Genomic DNA, 14,948 nt, shown 5'->3' on the forward strand with positions numbered 1-14,948 from the left:
ACCTGTGACAATCAGGGCCATGGAAAGCAGCAGCGCCACGTCCGGCACCAGCACGCGCCGCGAGGCGACCCGGCAGAAGCTCTACGAGGCGGCCGTCACACTCATCGCCGAGCAGGGCTTCTCCGCCACCACGGTGGACGAGATCGCCGAGCGGGCCGGAGTCGCGAAGGGCACGGTCTACTACAACTTCGCGAGCAAGTCGGTCCTCTTCGAGGAGCTGCTGCGGCACGGCGTGGGCCTCCTCACCGCCTCTCTGCGGGAGGCGGCCGAGCGGACCGCGGCCGAGGGCGGCAGCAAGGTGGACGCGCTGGACGCGATGGTCCGCGCCGGACTGGTCTTCATCGACCGCTACCCGGCCTTCACCCAGCTCTACGTGGCCGAACTGTGGCGCACCAACCGCGCCTGGCAGTCCACCTTGATGGTGGTGCGGCAGGAGGCCGTAGCGGTCGTCGAGGGGGTGCTGCGCGAGGGTGTGGCGGCCGGCGAGTTCAGCGACGAGATCGACGTCCAGCTGACGGCGGCCGCGCTGGTCGGCATGGTCCTGGTGGCCGCCCTGGACTGGAAGTCCTTCCAGCCGGAGCGCTCTCTGGACGACGTGCACGCGGCCCTGTCCCGGCTGCTCCAGGGGCGCGTGAGCGGGAAGGGCTGAGCCCACCGCGAGCACACGGAAGGCGCCGGTCCGTCGGCCGGACCGGCGCCTTCCCACTCCCCCGTACTTCCCGTACTCCCCCGTGCTCCCCCCGTACGGATTCCCCCTTCGGTCCCCCGTGGTGGTCTGCCCCGGGCCCCCCGTGCCTCGCTTCCGCCGACGGATCGGCGGAAGGAGCGGCCAGGGCGCGGGCGCCGCTCCGCCGCCCCGTGTCGGCGGTGCCGGTCCGCGCCCCCTTGCCGTGTCTCCACTCTCCCGTCCACGCCTGTCCCGCCCCATCCGCGCGCGTACTCATCTCGGTGCCTAGGTACGGATACTCACGCGTGTGTGCACGGGCCCACGACGCCGGCCCGCCGACTGGCTACGATCGCCTCCGTGTCCGTACTCCCCTTGGTCTTCACCAGCGGCTGGGCCAGCGGCATCAACGCCTATGCGGTGGTGCTGCTGCTCGGCCTCTTCGGCGTGACGGGGGTGAGCGACGACGTCCCGCAGGCGTTGCAGCGCCCCGAGGTGCTGATCGTGGCCGGCGTGCTGTTCCTGTGCGAGGCGGTGGCCGACAAGATCCCGTACGTCGACTCGGCGTGGGACTCCGTGCACACGGTCGTCCGGCCGCTCGCGGGCGCCTGGGTCGGGGCTCTGCTCGCCGGGCACAGCGGTTCGCTGTCGGACGTGGCGGCCGGGCTGATCGGCGGTTCGACCGCGCTGGCCAGTCACACCGTGAAGACCGGGACGCGGATGGCGGTCAACACCTCACCTGAGCCGGTCAGCAACTTCGTGCTGAGCCTCGCCGAGGATCTCGGGGTGGCCGGCCTCGTCACGTTCGCGATATTCCATCCGGAGGCCGCCGCGGTCGTCGCGGCGGTGCTGCTCGTCTCCGGGCTCGTGGTGCTGGTGTTCCTGATCTCGCGGATCCGGCGCTTCCTGCGGCGCCGGGCCCAGCGGCGGGAGGAACGGCGGCTGGCCCAGCAGGTGCCCGGACCGCCCGGCTGACCGCCCGCGGGCCGCGTTGTCGGTGGCGGTCGATAAAGTCGCAGGCATGGCACGGATTGCGGTGATCGGCGCCGGGATGGGCGCGATGGCGGCCGCTGCCCGGCTGGCCGTCGCGGGCCACCGGGTGGCGGTGTACGAGCGTACGGACACGTACGGCGGCGCGGTGCGCCGCTTCGAGCGGGACGGATTCGCCTTCGACACCGGCCCCGGGCTGCTGACGCTGCCCGCCGTGTACCGCGATCTGTTCGTCAAGACCGGCAAGGAGCCGCTGGAGGACGTCGTCGAGCTGGTCCAGGTCGACCCGGCCGCGCGGCACGTCTTCGCGGACGGCACGCGGGTGTCCCTGCCGAACGCCTCGCGCGCGGGTGTCGTCGCCGCCCTGGACGAGGCGCTGGGCGCGGGGGCCGGGCAGCGCTGGGGCGACTTCCTGGTGCGGGCCCGCGAGGCCTGGGACCGCACGCGCAGGCCGCTGCTGGAGGAGCCCCTGTGGCCCGACTGGCAGGTGCTGGCCGCGCGGGAGCCCTATCCGGCGGTCCCGCACAAGCGGCTGCTGCGCACGCGCCGGGCGGGCACGCCGGCCGAGATCGGTTCCTGGGAGCTGCGCGACGAGCGTCTGGCGGCCCTCCTGGAGAGCCATGTGCTCGGGTACGGCCTCGATCCCCGGACCGCTCCGGCGAGCGCGGCCGTGCTGCCGTACATGGAGCACGCCTTCGGCACCTGGTACGTGCGCGGGGGCATCCGGGAGCTGGCGCGCGCGGTGTACGAGCGGTGCCTGCGGCGGAGGGTCGAGTTCAGCTTCGGCGCCGAGGTGACCGGGATCCTGGAGAAGGACGGCCGGGCGGCGGGGGTGGAGCTTGCCGACGGCTCGGTGGCCGAGGCGGACCACGTGGTGGCGGACGTGGACCCGGCGCGGCTGCGGGCCCTGACGGAACATCCGCTGGACGCGGACGGGGACGTGCGGGCCGATGATCCGGTCCTGCCCCGGCCCGGACGGTTGACGGCCCTGCTGGCCCTGCGGGGCGGTCGCGAGTCCGGGGCCGTCCACCGCACGGTCGTCCACGCGCCGGACGCCGAGACCGAGCTGGACTTCCTGGCCTCGCCCGGCGGCGACCGGCCCGTGTGTCCCACGGTGACCGTGCTGCGCCCGGACGACCCCGCGCTCAGACCGGACGAAGCGCACGAGTCCGTGGTGGTGTCCGCCGTGGTGTCGGCCGAGGCCGCCTGGGAGGACGAGGGCACGGTCCGGAGCTACACGGACTTCCTGCTGGAAGCCGCCGAGCGCGCGGTGCCCGGGCTGCGGGAGCGCCTGCTGTGGCACGAGGTGCGCACACCCGTGCACACGGAGGAGGAGACGGGTGCCCGGTTCGGGGCCGTGCCCGCTCCCGCGCTCGCCGCCGGCCGGGGCCGTTACCTGTACCCGGCGAACACCACCCGCCTGCCCGGGCTGTACCGGGTGGGCGGCTGGTCGCACCCCGGCGGCGGTCTCCCGCACGCCGGCATGTCGGGTGCGCTGGTGGCCGGGCTGATCGTGGAGGGGCCGGAGTTCCGCGGCTCGCAGTGAGCCGCGGCAGGCCTCAGAAGCGGTACTGCTCGTCGTACCCGGAGCCGGGCTGGGGCTGCTGCTCGTGGCCCTGGTAGGGATACGGCTGCTCCTGCGGGAGTTCGCCGCCGTAGGTCTCGTCGTTGCGCTGCTGCGGGACCCAGACTCCGCCGGCCGGGGTCTCCCCGTAGCCGCCGGTGGCGTACGGGTCCTGGCCGTAGCCCTGCTGGGCGTACTGCTGCTGGTCGTAGCCGGTGCCGTACGAGGTGCCGCCGTAGGACTGGGTGCCGATGTACGGGTCGGAGTAGTTGGCGTAGCCCTGCTGCTGGCCGCCGGTGTCGTAGCCGTAGCCCTGCTGGGCGTAGCCCGAGTAGTCGTAGGCGTAGTTCTGCTCGGCGGCCTGGGCCTGGGCCGCACCCGCGTAGGCGGTGTCGCCGTAGACGCCGTAGGAGCCTGTGTCGTCCGGGAGGGGCTGGGGCTCGTAGACGGCGGTGGTCTCGGCTGCCGTGGGGTCGGCCGGGCGGCCCGGGGTGAAGACGTCGTCGTGGTCGTGGTCGTAGTCGTCCTCGCCGTAGGCCTGCTGGTCACGGCGGTAGTCGGCGTCGCGGTCGTCGCCGTCGGCGGCCTCCAGGTCGGAGACCTCGAGGCTCGGGTCTTGCCGGTCCGCCCTGCCGCGGCGGCGCTTGCTGCTCCCGCCCTCGGCCTCGGCGTCGGGACGCTTGACCGCCCAGCCGGCGGCGAAGCCGCGGCGGAAGGACAGCGTGACGTAGGTCTGGCCGAGCGCGAAGGCGATCGCGCCCACACCGATCACGATGACGGACGGCATGAGCACGCCGATCACGACACCGAGGAAGCCGACGAAGGCGAGCAGCCGCCAGCGCAGCCGTGCCTTGTACTGAAGCAGCACCTCGCCGAGCAACCACAGTGCGACGATGCCGAACGCGATGTAGAGGACCGTCCAGCCCATGTACGCCCCTCTCCCAGTGACCGCTACGCAGTGTGTCGTATCGCGGTGCGGCCGGTCTAGGCCTGCGGGGGGTGGTGCAGGCCCAGGTTCTCGTAGATTTCCAGGGTCGCCGTGGAGTTGTTCAGGGTGATGAAGTGCAGTCCGGGCACTCCCTCGTCCAGCAGCCGTGCGCAGAACTCCGTGGCGAACTCGATACCGATGGAGCGTACCGCCGCCGGATCGTCCTTCGCTGTGAGGATCCGCTCTTTCAGGGCGTCCGGGAACTGCGCCGTGCTGAGTTTGGGCAACCGTTCCAGCATCTTCACGCTGGTGACAGGAAGGACCTCGGGGATGACCGGGGTGTCGCAGCCCGCCGCTTCGACCCGGTCGCGCAGCCGCAGGTACGACTCCGGCTGGAAGAACATCTGCGTGATGGCGTAGTCGGCGCCCGCACGGCACTTGTCGACGAAGTGCGCGACATCGGTGTCCCAGTCGACGGACCGCGGGTGCATCTCCGGGAACGCGGCGACGCCCACGCAGAAGTCGCCCGACTCCTTGATGAGCCGGACGAGTTCGGCCGCGTACGTCAGGCCGCTCGGGTGCGGGACCCAGTCGCCCATCGGGTCGCCGGGCGGGTCGCCGCGGACGGCGAGCATGTTGCGGATGCCGGCGTCCGCGTACTGGCCGATGATGTTGCGCAGCTCGGCGATGGAGTGGTCGACCGCGGTGAGGTGGGCGACCGGGGTGAGCGTCGTGTCCACGACGATCTGCTGGGTCTCCTTGACCGTCGTCGTGCGCGTGGAGCCGCCGGCGCCGTAGGTGACCGAGACGAAGTCGGGGGCCACCGCCTCGACCCTCCGCAGCGCGTTCCACAGGTTCCGCTCACCCTTGGGGGTCTTGGGCGCGTAGAACTCGAACGAGTACGTCTTCTTGCCGGCGGCAAGGATGTCGCGCACGGTGCGTGCTCGATCAGTCCTGGTGGATGCGGTTCCGAGGGCCATACCGGCAGGTTAGCCAGGGGTGGGCGGTCCCCCAACCGGGCACCGGAAATTTGCCCGAATTGTCGGATTCCTGTCCACCCATTGGACAAAAACATGGACAGGAAGTGGACAGGCCCGGGTCCGGACCGGGACCGGGCCTACGCCTGCCGCAGTCGCTTCGCGAACTCCGCCGCCGCGGCCGCGGGGTCGTCGGCCTCGGTGATCGCACGGACCACGACCACCCGGCGGGCCCCCGCGTCCAGCACCTCGTCCAGGTTGCCGAGGTCGATGCCGCCGATCGCGAACCAGGGGCGGTCGGTGCCCAGGGCGGCGGTGTACCGGACCAGGTCGAGGCCCGGGGCGTGCCGGCCGGGCTTGGTGGGCGTGGGCCAGCAGGGCCCGGTGCAGAAGTAGTCCACGCCCTCCTGGGCGGCGGCCGCGGCCGCCTCGGACTCGGCGTGCGTGGAGCGGCCGATCAGGACGTCGTCGCCGAGGATCGCGCGGGCCGCGGGAACCGGGAGGTCGCCCTGGCCGAGGTGCAGCACGCCGGCGGAGGCGGCGTGGGCGACGTCGGCCCGGTCGTTGACCGCGAGCAGCTTGCCGTGCCGGGCGCAGGCGTCGGCGAAGACCGCCAGGTGCTCCAGCTCCTCGGCGGCCTCCATGCCCTTGTCGCGCAGCTGCACGATGTCGACACCGCCGGCCAGGACCGCGTCCAGGAACTCGGCGAGGTCGCCCTGCCGGCGGCGGGCGTCCGTGCAGAGGTAGAGGCGGGCCTCGGCGAGGCCGCCGCGGGCGGTGTCGGACATGCGTGGGTCCCCCGTCGTCGGTGTACATGGGCGGGCGAGCGGGTGGCGTACGGGCCGGAGCCCCTACGCCACCCGTGGTGCGGGTCGGTTCAGACGGCGAGCGCCTGGGCGCGGCGCTTCACCTCCGTGCCGCGATTCTCGCTCAGCGCCTGCGCGGGGGTGCCGGGCAGGGTCGGGTCGGGGGTGAAGAGCCACTCGATCATCTCTTCGTCGGTGAAGCCGTCGTCCCTCAGGAGCGTCAGGGTCCCGGACAGGCCCTTGACGACCTTGTCCCCGTCGATGAAGGCGGCGGGGACGTGCAGCGCCCGGTTCTCACCTCGGCGTACGGCGATGAGCTGGCCCTCCTTGACCAGCTGCCGCACACGCGTCACCTCGACGTCGAGCATCTCTGCGATGTCGGGGAGGGTGAGCCAGGCGGGGACGAGAGCATCGATCTTTGCGTCAATCTCGGTCACGGGACAAGCCTGCCATCCCCCACCGGCAGTCGGAAGTCAGGCCGGTCCGCCCGGGAGGACGTGCCTAGGGGGTTTCGTTTGGATCAGCCCGGGTCCGCGACGCCCGGCACGGCACCTCGCCGCGTTGTCGGACCACCCGAGTACGCCCAGTACGCGGGTGATCCTCCGCCTTGCGATGCACCGCACCGGACGCCGCGGCCTGATCCGACCCGATCCGAACGAAACCCCCTAGCCGACGGTGGCGTCCTTCAGGGGCCGCGCCAGGTCGGTCAGCGCCTGCGGATCCATGCGTCGGCCCGCCTCGATCAGACGGCGGCCCTGGGCCAGATCACGCGGCCGGCCCACGGCCAGCAGGGCCACCAGCCGGTCCTCGCGCAGCCAGCACACGGTCCAGGCCGGGGCCGCCGGGTCGCCGCGCCACACCATGCGGTCGGCCGCGGGGTGGTGCCCGGCGTACTGGACGAAACGGCCGAACTGCTCGGACCAGAAGTACGGCACCGGGTCGTAGACCACGGGGGTCCCGCCCAGGATGTTCGCGGCGACCGTGCGCGGGCCCTGCAGGGCGTTGTCCCAGTGGTGGACCAGCAGCCGGGTGCCGTACCGGGCCGAGGGGAAGGAGGCGCAGTCGCCGACCGCGTACACGTCCTCGACGCGGGTGCGCAGGTGGGCGTCGGCCACGACCTCGCCGTGCGCGCCCAGCTCGATGCCGGAGCCGGCCAGCCAGGCGGTGGCGGGGCGCGCGCCGATGCCGACGACGACGGCGTCCGCGGGCAGCCGCGTGCCGTCGGTGAGCACCACCGCGCCCGGCTCGACGTGCTCCACGCGCGCGTGGGTGCGCAGCTCGGCACCGCTGTCCGCGTACCAGGCGGCCATCGGGGCGGCCACCTCGGGCGGGAGCGCGCCCGCGAGCGGCCGGTCGGCGGCCTCGACGACGGTCACCGCGCAGCCCGCCTCGCGGGCCGCGGTGGCGAACTCGGCCCCGATCCACCCGGCTCCGACGACCACGATGGAGTGCTGCCGGGCGAGCACCGGGCGCAGCCGCTCGGCGTCGTCCAGGGTGCGCAGCAGGTGCACGCCGGGCACGCCCTCGGTGCCCGGCAGCGTGATCGGCTCGGCGCCGGTGGCGAGGACCAGCACGTCGTACGGGACGGGCCCGGCCTCGGTGTCCAGCTCGTGGTCGCCGGGGCGCACGCCCAGCACCTCGCAGCCGAGCCGCAGTTCGACGCCGAGCGCCTCGAAGTCGACGTCGAAGGCGGAACCCTCGGCCTTGCCGAGCAGCACGGCCTTGGACAGCGGCGGCCGGTCGTACGGCTGGTGGGGCTCGGCGCCGATCAGCGTGACGGTGCCCGTGAAGCCCTGCTCGCGCAGGGCGACCGCGGTCTGCACCCCGGCCATGCCCGCGCCCGCGACGACCACGCGCCGCTCCTGTGCCGTGCCCTGCTGCGGTGTCTGCTCGCTCACCCGATCACCATAGACAACTGACAATTCGTCAGTCAGCGGGCGTGCTCGGTGACCTGTTCCACAACGCTGGTCCCGGCGCCCGGCCGGGACTCCCACTCCCAGGTCTCCTCCAGCCGCACCCGCCCGTCCGGCAGCTCCACGACGGTGGACACGCAGTGCCCCGAGGCGGTGGTGCCGTCCTTCCTGAGCTGTACGTACCGGAAGTCCAGCCGGTCGCCCTCGCGGGTGCCGACCAGATGGCCCCGTACGACGTCGCCGCCCGCGTACTCGGCCCAGATCGCACCGTCCGTCTCGTGGTAGGCGAACCGGGTGCGGGTACCCACCTGACCTGGTGCCTGGTCCGTCACCGGGGCCAGGATCAGTCCGTCGAGCGAGCGGGCCATGGCCGGGGGCTCCCTTACGAGTGACGAGCGCTGCGGGCTAGGGTGGCCACCGTACAAGCACTCGCGGGAGCCCGGACGCACCGGGCTGAGAGGGAGGCTGGCGGCCTCCGACCGTACGAACCTGATCCGGGTCATGCCGGCGAAGGGAGGGGCTGGACGCCCATGTCGTCACGTACGTCCGACGTCCTCGTCATCGGGGGCGGAATCATCGGCCTGGTCACGGCCTGGCGGGCCGCGCAGCGCGGGCTCGCCACGACTGTGGTGGACCCCGGGCCCGGCGGCGGGGCCGCGCGGGTCGCGGCGGGCATGCTGGCCGCGGTCACCGAACTGCACTACGGCGAGGAGACGCTGCTCGCCCTGAACCTGGAATCCGCCCGCCGCTACCCGGACTTCGCGGCCGAGCTGACCGAACTGACCGGCCACGGCCTCGGCTACCGCCGCTGCGGCACGCTCGCCGTCGCGCTCGACGCCGACGACCGCGCCCACCTGCGCGAACTGCATGCGCTCCAGCAGCGTTCGGGCCTGGAGTCGGAGTGGCTGTCCGGGCGGGAGTGCCGGCGTCTGGAGCCGATGCTCGCGCCCGGGGTGCGCGGCGGACTGCGGGTCGACGGCGACCACCAGATCGACCCGAGGCGGCTGGCCACGGCCCTGGTGACCGCCTGCGAGCGGGCCGGGGTTGTCTTCCACCGGTCCTGGGCCGAGCGGCTCGACGTCGCGCGGGACCGGGCCACCGGGGTCACCACGGCGGACGGCACCGCGCTGGGCGCGGCACAGGTCGTCCTCGCGGGCGGCAGCCTGAGCGGGCGTCTCGCGGGCGTCCCGGACGACGTACTGCCCCCCGTGCGGCCGGTGAAGGGCCAGGTGCTGCGGCTGACCGTGCCGCGCCGGTACGCACCCTTCCTGAGCCGCACCGTACGGGCGATGGTGCGCGGCAGCCACGTCTACCTGGTGCCCCGGGAGAACGGCGAGCTGGTCGTCGGCGCCACCAGCGAGGAGCTGGGCTGGGACACGACCGTCACCGCCGGGGGCGTGTACGAACTGCTGCGCGACGCCCATGAGCTGGTGCCCGGGATCACCGAGCTGCCCCTCACCGAGACCCTGGCGGGGCTGCGCCCCGGCTCCCCGGACAATGCGCCGCTGCTCGGCCCGTCCGGGCTCGACGGGCTGCTGCTGGCCACCGGGCACTACCGCAACGGGGTGCTGCTCACGCCGGTCACCGGGGACGTGATGGCGGAGCTGCTGGTCGGCGGCGAACTGCCCGAACAGGCCCGTCCGTTCACGCCGAAGCGCTTCGGCGCCGCACTCATGGAGCAGCCCGCATGAACATCTCCGTCACCGTCTCCGTGAACGGGGAGCGCCATCAGGTCGCCCCCGGCACCGCGCTGGACGCCCTCGTGAAGACCCTCACGGTGGCGCCGTCCGGGGTGGCCGCCGCCGTCAACGAAACCGTCGTCCCGCGCGCGCAGTGGGCGACCACGGCCCTCGCCGAGGGCGACCGTGTCGAAGTCCTCACCGCCGTCCAAGGAGGCTGACCCATGGCCGACGATCCCTTCGTCCTCGGCGGTGTGCCCCTCGGCTCCCGGCTGATCATGGGCACCGGCGGCGCACCGAGCCTGGACGTGCTGGAGCGGGCGCTGGTCGCCTCCGGCACGGAGCTGACCACGGTGGCCATGCGACGGGTCGATCCCTCGGTGCACGGCTCGGTGCTGTCGGTGCTGGAGAAGCTGGGCATCAAGGTGCTGCCGAACACGGCGGGCTGTTTCACCGCCGGGGAGGCCGTGCTGACCGCCCGGCTGGCCCGGGAGGCGCTGGGCACCGACCTGGTCAAGCTGGAGGTCATCGCCGACGAGCGGACGCTGCTGCCGGACCCGGTGGAACTGCTGGAGGCGGCCGAGACGCTGGTCGACGACGGGTTCACGGTGCTGCCGTACACCAACGACGACCCCGTGCTCGCGCGCAAGCTGGAGGACGTGGGCTGTGCGGCGGTGATGCCGCTGGGCTCGCCGATCGGCTCCGGGCTCGGGATCCGCAACCCGCACAACTTCCAGCTGATCGTGGAGCACGCGCGCGTGCCGGTGATCCTGGACGCGGGGGCGGGTACGGCGTCGGACGTGGCGCTGGCGATGGAGCTGGGGTGCGCGGGTGTGATGCTCGCCTCGGCCGTCACCCGGGCGCAGCAGCCGGAGACGATGGCCGCCGCCATGAAGCACGCGGTGGAGGCGGGGCGGCTGGCGCGGCTGGCCGGCCGGATCCCGCGCAGGCACTTCGCGGAGGCCTCGTCCCCGGCCGAGGGCCGTGCGCACCTGGATCCGGAGCGCCCCGCCTTCTAGTTCCGGCCGTGTGCCTCCAGGGTCACAGCTCTGCTGCATTCCGTCCCCGGAACGGCCGAGCGGGCGGGACTGTCGGTCACCCCTCGTACACTCGCCTGCGTGGATACGACCCTTCAGGACCCCCTCGTCGGGCAGGTGCTCGACGGACGCTATCGCGTCGATGCGCGGATCGCGGTCGGTGGGATGGCCACGGTCTACCGGGCCCTGGACACCCGCCTGGACCGCGTTCTCGCGCTCAAGGTGATGCACCCGACCCTGGCGGCCGACGGGTCGTTCGTGGAGCGGTTCATCCGGGAGGCCAAGTCGGTCGCCCGGCTGGCCCACCCCAACGTGGTGCAGGTCTTCGACCAGGGCGCCGACGGGTCGTACGTGTACCTCGCGATGGAGTACATCGCCGGGTGCACCCTGCGGGACGTGCTGCGCGAGCGGGGCGCGCTGCAGCCGCGGGCGGCGCTGGACATCCTGGAGCCCGTGCTGGCCGCGCTCGGCGCCGCGCACCGGGCCGGGTTCGTGCACCGGGACATGAAGCCCGAGAACGTGCTGATAGGGGACGACGGCCGGGTCAAGGTCGCCGACTTCGGGCTCGTGCGGTCCGTGGACACCGTGACCAGCACGACGGGTGCCGTGCTCGGGACCGTGTCGTACCTCGCGCCCGAGCAGATAGAGCAGGGCACCGCCGATCCGCGTGTCGACGTGTACGCGTGCGGGGTCGTCCTCTACGAGATGCTGACCGGCGGCCGGCCGCACTCCGGGGACTCCCCCGCGCAGGTGCTGTACAAGCACATCCACGAGGACGTGCCGCCGCCCTCGGCGCAGGTGCCGGGGCTGCCGTACGAGCTGGACGAGCTGGTGGCCTCGGCGACCGCGCGCACCCCGGACGTCCGGCCGCAGGACGCGGCGGCGCTGCTCGGCCAGGTGCTGCGGGCGCGGGCCGGTCTGAGCGCCGAGCAGCTGGACGCGGTGCCGCCGCAGGCGCTGTCCGCGGAGCACGACAACGCCGAGGACCGTACGAGTGTGATCCCGCGCTCGCTGACCGTGCCCCGGCCGCTGCCCGTCAACGAGGACGAGGACCCGGTGGCGGCCGTCCAGCACACCAGCCGGCTGGACAGCCCGCCCGTCGCGCCCCGGCGACGGCCGGGGCGGCCCCGGCGCGGGCTCATCACGCTCATCGCGGCGGTCCTGGTGGTCTTCGGTGTCGGTGCCGGCGTCTGGTACATCAACTCGGGGCAGTTCACCGAGGTCCCGCAGCTGCTGGCCAAGACGCAGGCGCAGGCCCAGGCCAAGCTGACGGCGGCCGGGCTCGACGTCAAGCGGGTCAGGCTCGAGTACAGCGACACGGTCGAGCGGGGTGCGGTCATCCGTACCGACCCGGCCGCCGGGGCCCGGATCCGCAGCAACGACTCGGTGACGCTCGTCGTCTCCCGGGGCCCCGAGATCGTGAAGGTGCCGGACCTGACGGGCGTCCCGTTGGGCAAGGCGCAGGCCAAGCTGAAGGCGGCCGGTCTCGAGCCGGGCGTGGTCAGCCGGGCGTTCAGCGACAGCGTCCCGAGGGGCGCGGTGATCAGCACCGACCCGGAGACGGGCATCAAGCGGCACGCGGGCTCGGCGATCGCGCTCCTGGTCAGCAAGGGCAACCCGGTCGACGTGCCGGACGTCACCGGTGACGACTTGGACGACGCCAAGCGGGAGCTGGAGGGCGCCGGTCTGAAGGTGATCGTCTCCACCGAGCAGGTCAATTCCCAGTACGACAAGGGTCAGGTGGCCGAGCAGACCCCGGAGGGCGGCAAGCAGGCCGCCGAGGGCGACACGGTGACGCTGAAGCTGTCCAAGGGCCCGGAGATGATCGAGGTGCCGGACGTCGTCGGGGACAGCGTGGACGACGCGACGAAGGCGCTGGAGGACGCCGGCTTCCAGGTCGAGAAGGACCAGGGCCTGCTCGGGCTCTTCAGCGACACCGTGCGCAAGCAGTCGGTGGAGGGCGGCGAGAAGGCGCCCAAGGGGTCGACGATCACGATCACCATCCGGTGACCGGGGGCGGCGCGCCGCGTGACACCCTGAACGGGTGAGCATCGAGCCGTCCCGCCCCCTGTCCGGCAGCCCCGGAACCAGTCCCTCCCGCAATCCCGTCGGCGGTCACGTCCCCGTGGCCGGGGGTCTGCACTCCGTAGGGCTGTCGTACGCCCGTGACCTCGGGGCCGAGACCGTGCAGGTCTTCGTCGCCAACCCGCGCGGGTGGGCCACCCCGGCCGGGAACCCCCGGCAGGACGAGGCGTTCCGCAAGGCGTGCGCCGAGGAGTCGGTTCCGGCGTACGTGCACGCCCCCTATCTGATCAACTTCGGCTCGCACACCGAGGCGACCGTGGAGAAGTCGGTGGAGTCGCTGCGGCACTCGCTGCGGCGTGGGCGGGAGATCGGCGCGCTCGGCGTCGTCGTGCACACCGGCAGCGCGACCGGCGGGCGGGAGCGGTCCGTGGCGCTGAAGCAGGTGCGCGAGCACCTGCTGCCGCTGCTGGACGAGCTGACCCACGACGACGATCCGTACCTGCTGCTGGAGTCGACCGCCGGACAGGGCGCCTCGCTGTGCTCGCGCACCTGGGACTTCGGGCCGTACTTCGAGGCGCTGGACGCCCATCCGAAGCTCGGCGTGTGCCTGGACACCTGCCACATCTTCGCCGCCGGGCACGACCTGACCGGGCCGAACGGCATGCACCAGACCCTGGACCTGCTGGTCGACACCGTCGGCGAGGGGCGGCTGAAGCTGATCCACGCCAACGACTCCAAGGACGTGGTCGGCGCGCACAAGGACCGGCACGAGAACATCGGCTCAGGCCACATCGGCGAGGACCCGTTCCCGGCGCTGATGACCCACCCGGCGACCGCGGGCGTGCCGCTGATCATCGAGACGCCCGGCGGCAAGGAGGGGCACGCGGCGGATGTGGAGCGGCTGAAGAAACTGCGCGACGGATAACCCCTTTGGGAATACCCCTGGGGGGTATACGGTTCCTGCTCGATGCAGGAACCGTTGTCCGACAATGGGGGTCGTCATGCAGCACGAGGCGCACGCAGCACACCAGCAGCACGAGGCACACGCACACCACCAGCACGAGACGCACGACCACCACCGGCACGAAGCACACGCGCACCACCACGCGCCCGCCGCCACCTGGTCCGTGGCCGCCCTGGCCACCCTGCACTGCCTCACCGGCTGCGCCATCGGCGAGGTGCTGGGCATGGTCGTCGGCACGGCGTTCGGGTGGGGGAACCTGCCGACCATGCTGCTGGCGATCGTGCTGGCCTTCTTCTTCGGCTACTCGCTCACCCTGCGCGGAGTGCTGCGCGCCGGTGTCGACTTCCGTACGGCCCTGCGGGTGGCGCTGGCCGCGGACACCCTGTCCATCGTGGTGATGGAGCTGATCGACAACGGGGTGATCCTGGTCTGGCCGTCCGCGATGGACGCCACGCTGGGCGACGCTCTGTTCTGGATCTCACTGGCGATCTCGCTGGTGATCGCCTTCGCGGTGACCACGCCGGTCAACAAGTGGACGATCGCCCGCGGCAAGGGCCACGCGGTGGTGCACCGGTACCACCACTGACCGGCGCGCCAGGAGAAGTCAGAGCTCGGGGCCGTCCCCGGGCTCTTCCTGGTAGGAGTAGCGCTGTTCCTTCCAGGGGTCGCCGACGTTGTGATAGCCGCGCTCCTCCCAGAAGCCGCGGCGGTCGGCGGTCATGTACTCCACGCCCCGCACCCACTTGGGGCCCTTCCAGGCGTACAGATGGGGGACGATCAGGCGGACCGGAAAGCCGTGCTCGGCGGTGAGCAGCTCGCCGTCCTTGTGGGTGGCGAAGATCGTGCGGTCGGAGGCGAAGTCCGACAGGCGCAGGTTCGAGCTGAATCCGTACTCCGCCCAGACCATCACATGGGTGACGTCCGGCGCCGGCGGGGCGAGGTCGAGGATCGCGCGGGCCGGGACGCCGCCCCACTCGGCGCCGACCATGCTGAACTTCGTCACGCAGTGCAGATCGGCGACCACGGTGGTGTACGGCAGGGCCGTGAACTCCTCGTGGTTCCAGGTGCGCTTGTCACCGTCGGCGGTGGTACCGAAAACCCGGAACTCCCAGCGCTCGGGCCGGAACTTCGGTACCGGCCCGTAGTGCGTGACCGGCCAGCCACGCTGGAGTCGCTGCCCCGGCGGAAGCTCGGGCCCTGCCGCTGCTCCAGATTCGCGCTCCACCGGATGACCCATGTCTCCATCCTGACAGACCTGGGGCAGTGCCCTTGACCACCGTTCCGCAAATCGGACAACTGCTATCAAGTCGGCAGGTACTTACTAAGTACGCACTTACTGGACGATCTTCCTCACCGGTGCAATCATGCGGCCGCATACGCCACCTGTCCCACCGTGCGGAA

At 72.4% G+C, this 14,948-nt stretch carries 16 protein-coding genes and 1 riboswitch; of the genes, 9 read left to right on the forward strand and 7 right to left on the reverse strand.

Annotated features, from left to right (window positions below):
* Positions 1-19 precede the first annotated feature (19 nt).
* The 3 genes from FB157_RS01920 (at position 20) to FB157_RS01930 (ending at position 3,200) form a co-directional block, all read left to right on the forward strand.
* Positions 20-649, forward strand: coding sequence for a TetR/AcrR family transcriptional regulator (locus FB157_RS01920; protein ID WP_145875252.1), 630 nt, complete (start codon positions 20-22; stop codon positions 647-649).
* A 375-nt stretch (positions 650-1,024) separates the two neighbouring features.
* On the forward strand, positions 1,025-1,639 hold the full coding sequence (locus FB157_RS01925) for a DUF4126 domain-containing protein (protein WP_145875254.1): 615 nt from the start codon (positions 1,025-1,027) through the stop codon (positions 1,637-1,639).
* A 46-nt stretch (positions 1,640-1,685) separates the two neighbouring features.
* Positions 1,686-3,200: an NAD(P)/FAD-dependent oxidoreductase gene (locus FB157_RS01930; RefSeq protein WP_186581283.1), complete on the forward strand. Its 1,515-nt coding sequence runs from the start codon at positions 1,686-1,688 to the stop codon at positions 3,198-3,200.
* A gap of 13 nt (positions 3,201-3,213) precedes the next feature.
* On the opposite strand, the gene FB157_RS01935 is transcribed toward FB157_RS01930, so the two are convergent.
* The 6 genes from FB157_RS01935 to FB157_RS01960 all read right to left on the reverse strand — a co-directional run bounded on the left by FB157_RS01935 (position 3,214) and on the right by FB157_RS01960 (position 8,210).
* Complete coding sequence (locus FB157_RS01935; RefSeq protein ID WP_145875256.1) at positions 3,214-4,146, reverse strand: hypothetical protein; 933 nt, start codon at positions 4,144-4,146, stop codon at positions 3,214-3,216.
* Between the two features lie 56 nt (positions 4,147-4,202).
* Positions 4,203-5,126: a methylenetetrahydrofolate reductase [NAD(P)H] gene (gene metF / locus FB157_RS01940; protein ID WP_145875258.1), complete on the reverse strand. Its 924-nt coding sequence runs from the start codon at positions 5,124-5,126 to the stop codon at positions 4,203-4,205.
* A gap of 137 nt (positions 5,127-5,263) precedes the next feature.
* Positions 5,264-5,911: a thiamine phosphate synthase gene (gene thiE, locus FB157_RS01945; protein WP_145875260.1), complete on the reverse strand. Its 648-nt coding sequence runs from the start codon at positions 5,909-5,911 to the stop codon at positions 5,264-5,266.
* 89 nt (positions 5,912-6,000) lie between these two features.
* A complete protein-coding gene (locus FB157_RS01950; RefSeq protein WP_094220178.1) occupies positions 6,001-6,366 on the reverse strand; it encodes an Rv2175c family DNA-binding protein in 366 nt (121 codons plus the stop codon).
* Positions 6,367-6,594: 228 nt separating this feature from the next.
* Positions 6,595-7,827, reverse strand: a complete 1,233-nt coding sequence (locus FB157_RS01955) for an NAD(P)/FAD-dependent oxidoreductase (RefSeq protein ID WP_186581284.1) — start codon at positions 7,825-7,827, stop codon at positions 6,595-6,597.
* Between the two features lie 32 nt (positions 7,828-7,859).
* The gene (locus FB157_RS01960; protein WP_145875262.1) at positions 7,860-8,210 is read right to left on the reverse strand and encodes a hypothetical protein; all 351 of its coding nucleotides are present in this window, start codon (positions 8,208-8,210) and stop codon (positions 7,860-7,862) included.
* A 53-nt stretch (positions 8,211-8,263) separates the two neighbouring features.
* Positions 8,264-8,375, forward strand: a riboswitch (TPP riboswitch).
* Here FB157_RS01960 and thiO point away from each other — a divergent pair.
* From thiO to FB157_RS01990, 6 genes are all read left to right on the forward strand, one after another.
* Positions 8,373-9,533: a glycine oxidase ThiO gene (gene thiO / locus FB157_RS01965; protein ID WP_145875264.1), complete on the forward strand. Its 1,161-nt coding sequence runs from the start codon at positions 8,373-8,375 to the stop codon at positions 9,531-9,533. (Overlaps the previous riboswitch by 3 nt.)
* Positions 9,530-9,742 (forward strand): sulfur carrier protein ThiS, encoded by a 213-nt coding sequence (gene thiS / locus FB157_RS01970; protein WP_145875265.1) that lies wholly within the window; start codon positions 9,530-9,532, stop codon positions 9,740-9,742. Before thiO ends, thiS begins: the two co-directional genes overlap by 4 nt.
* 3 nt (positions 9,743-9,745) lie before the next feature.
* Positions 9,746-10,540, forward strand: a complete 795-nt coding sequence (locus tag FB157_RS01975) for a thiazole synthase (protein ID WP_145875267.1) — start codon at positions 9,746-9,748, stop codon at positions 10,538-10,540.
* A 99-nt stretch (positions 10,541-10,639) separates the two neighbouring features.
* Positions 10,640-12,568: a Stk1 family PASTA domain-containing Ser/Thr kinase gene (gene pknB / locus FB157_RS01980; protein WP_186581285.1), complete on the forward strand. Its 1,929-nt coding sequence runs from the start codon at positions 10,640-10,642 to the stop codon at positions 12,566-12,568.
* A gap of 34 nt (positions 12,569-12,602) precedes the next feature.
* Positions 12,603-13,508, forward strand: a complete 906-nt coding sequence (locus tag FB157_RS01985; protein ID WP_261386127.1) for a deoxyribonuclease IV — start codon at positions 12,603-12,605, stop codon at positions 13,506-13,508.
* A gap of 76 nt (positions 13,509-13,584) precedes the next feature.
* Positions 13,585-14,133: a DUF4396 domain-containing protein gene (locus FB157_RS01990; RefSeq protein WP_145875271.1), complete on the forward strand. Its 549-nt coding sequence runs from the start codon at positions 13,585-13,587 to the stop codon at positions 14,131-14,133.
* An 18-nt stretch (positions 14,134-14,151) separates the two neighbouring features.
* Here the strand turns inward: FB157_RS01990 and FB157_RS01995 are convergent, their stop codons facing one another.
* Positions 14,152-14,784, reverse strand: coding sequence for a sulfite oxidase-like oxidoreductase (locus FB157_RS01995; protein ID WP_145875272.1), 633 nt, complete (start codon positions 14,782-14,784; stop codon positions 14,152-14,154).
* Between the last annotated feature and the right edge of the window lie 164 nt (positions 14,785-14,948).

Source organism: Streptomyces sp. BK340, from assembly GCF_007827595.1.
GTDB lineage: Bacteria > Actinomycetota > Actinomycetes > Streptomycetales > Streptomycetaceae > Streptomyces.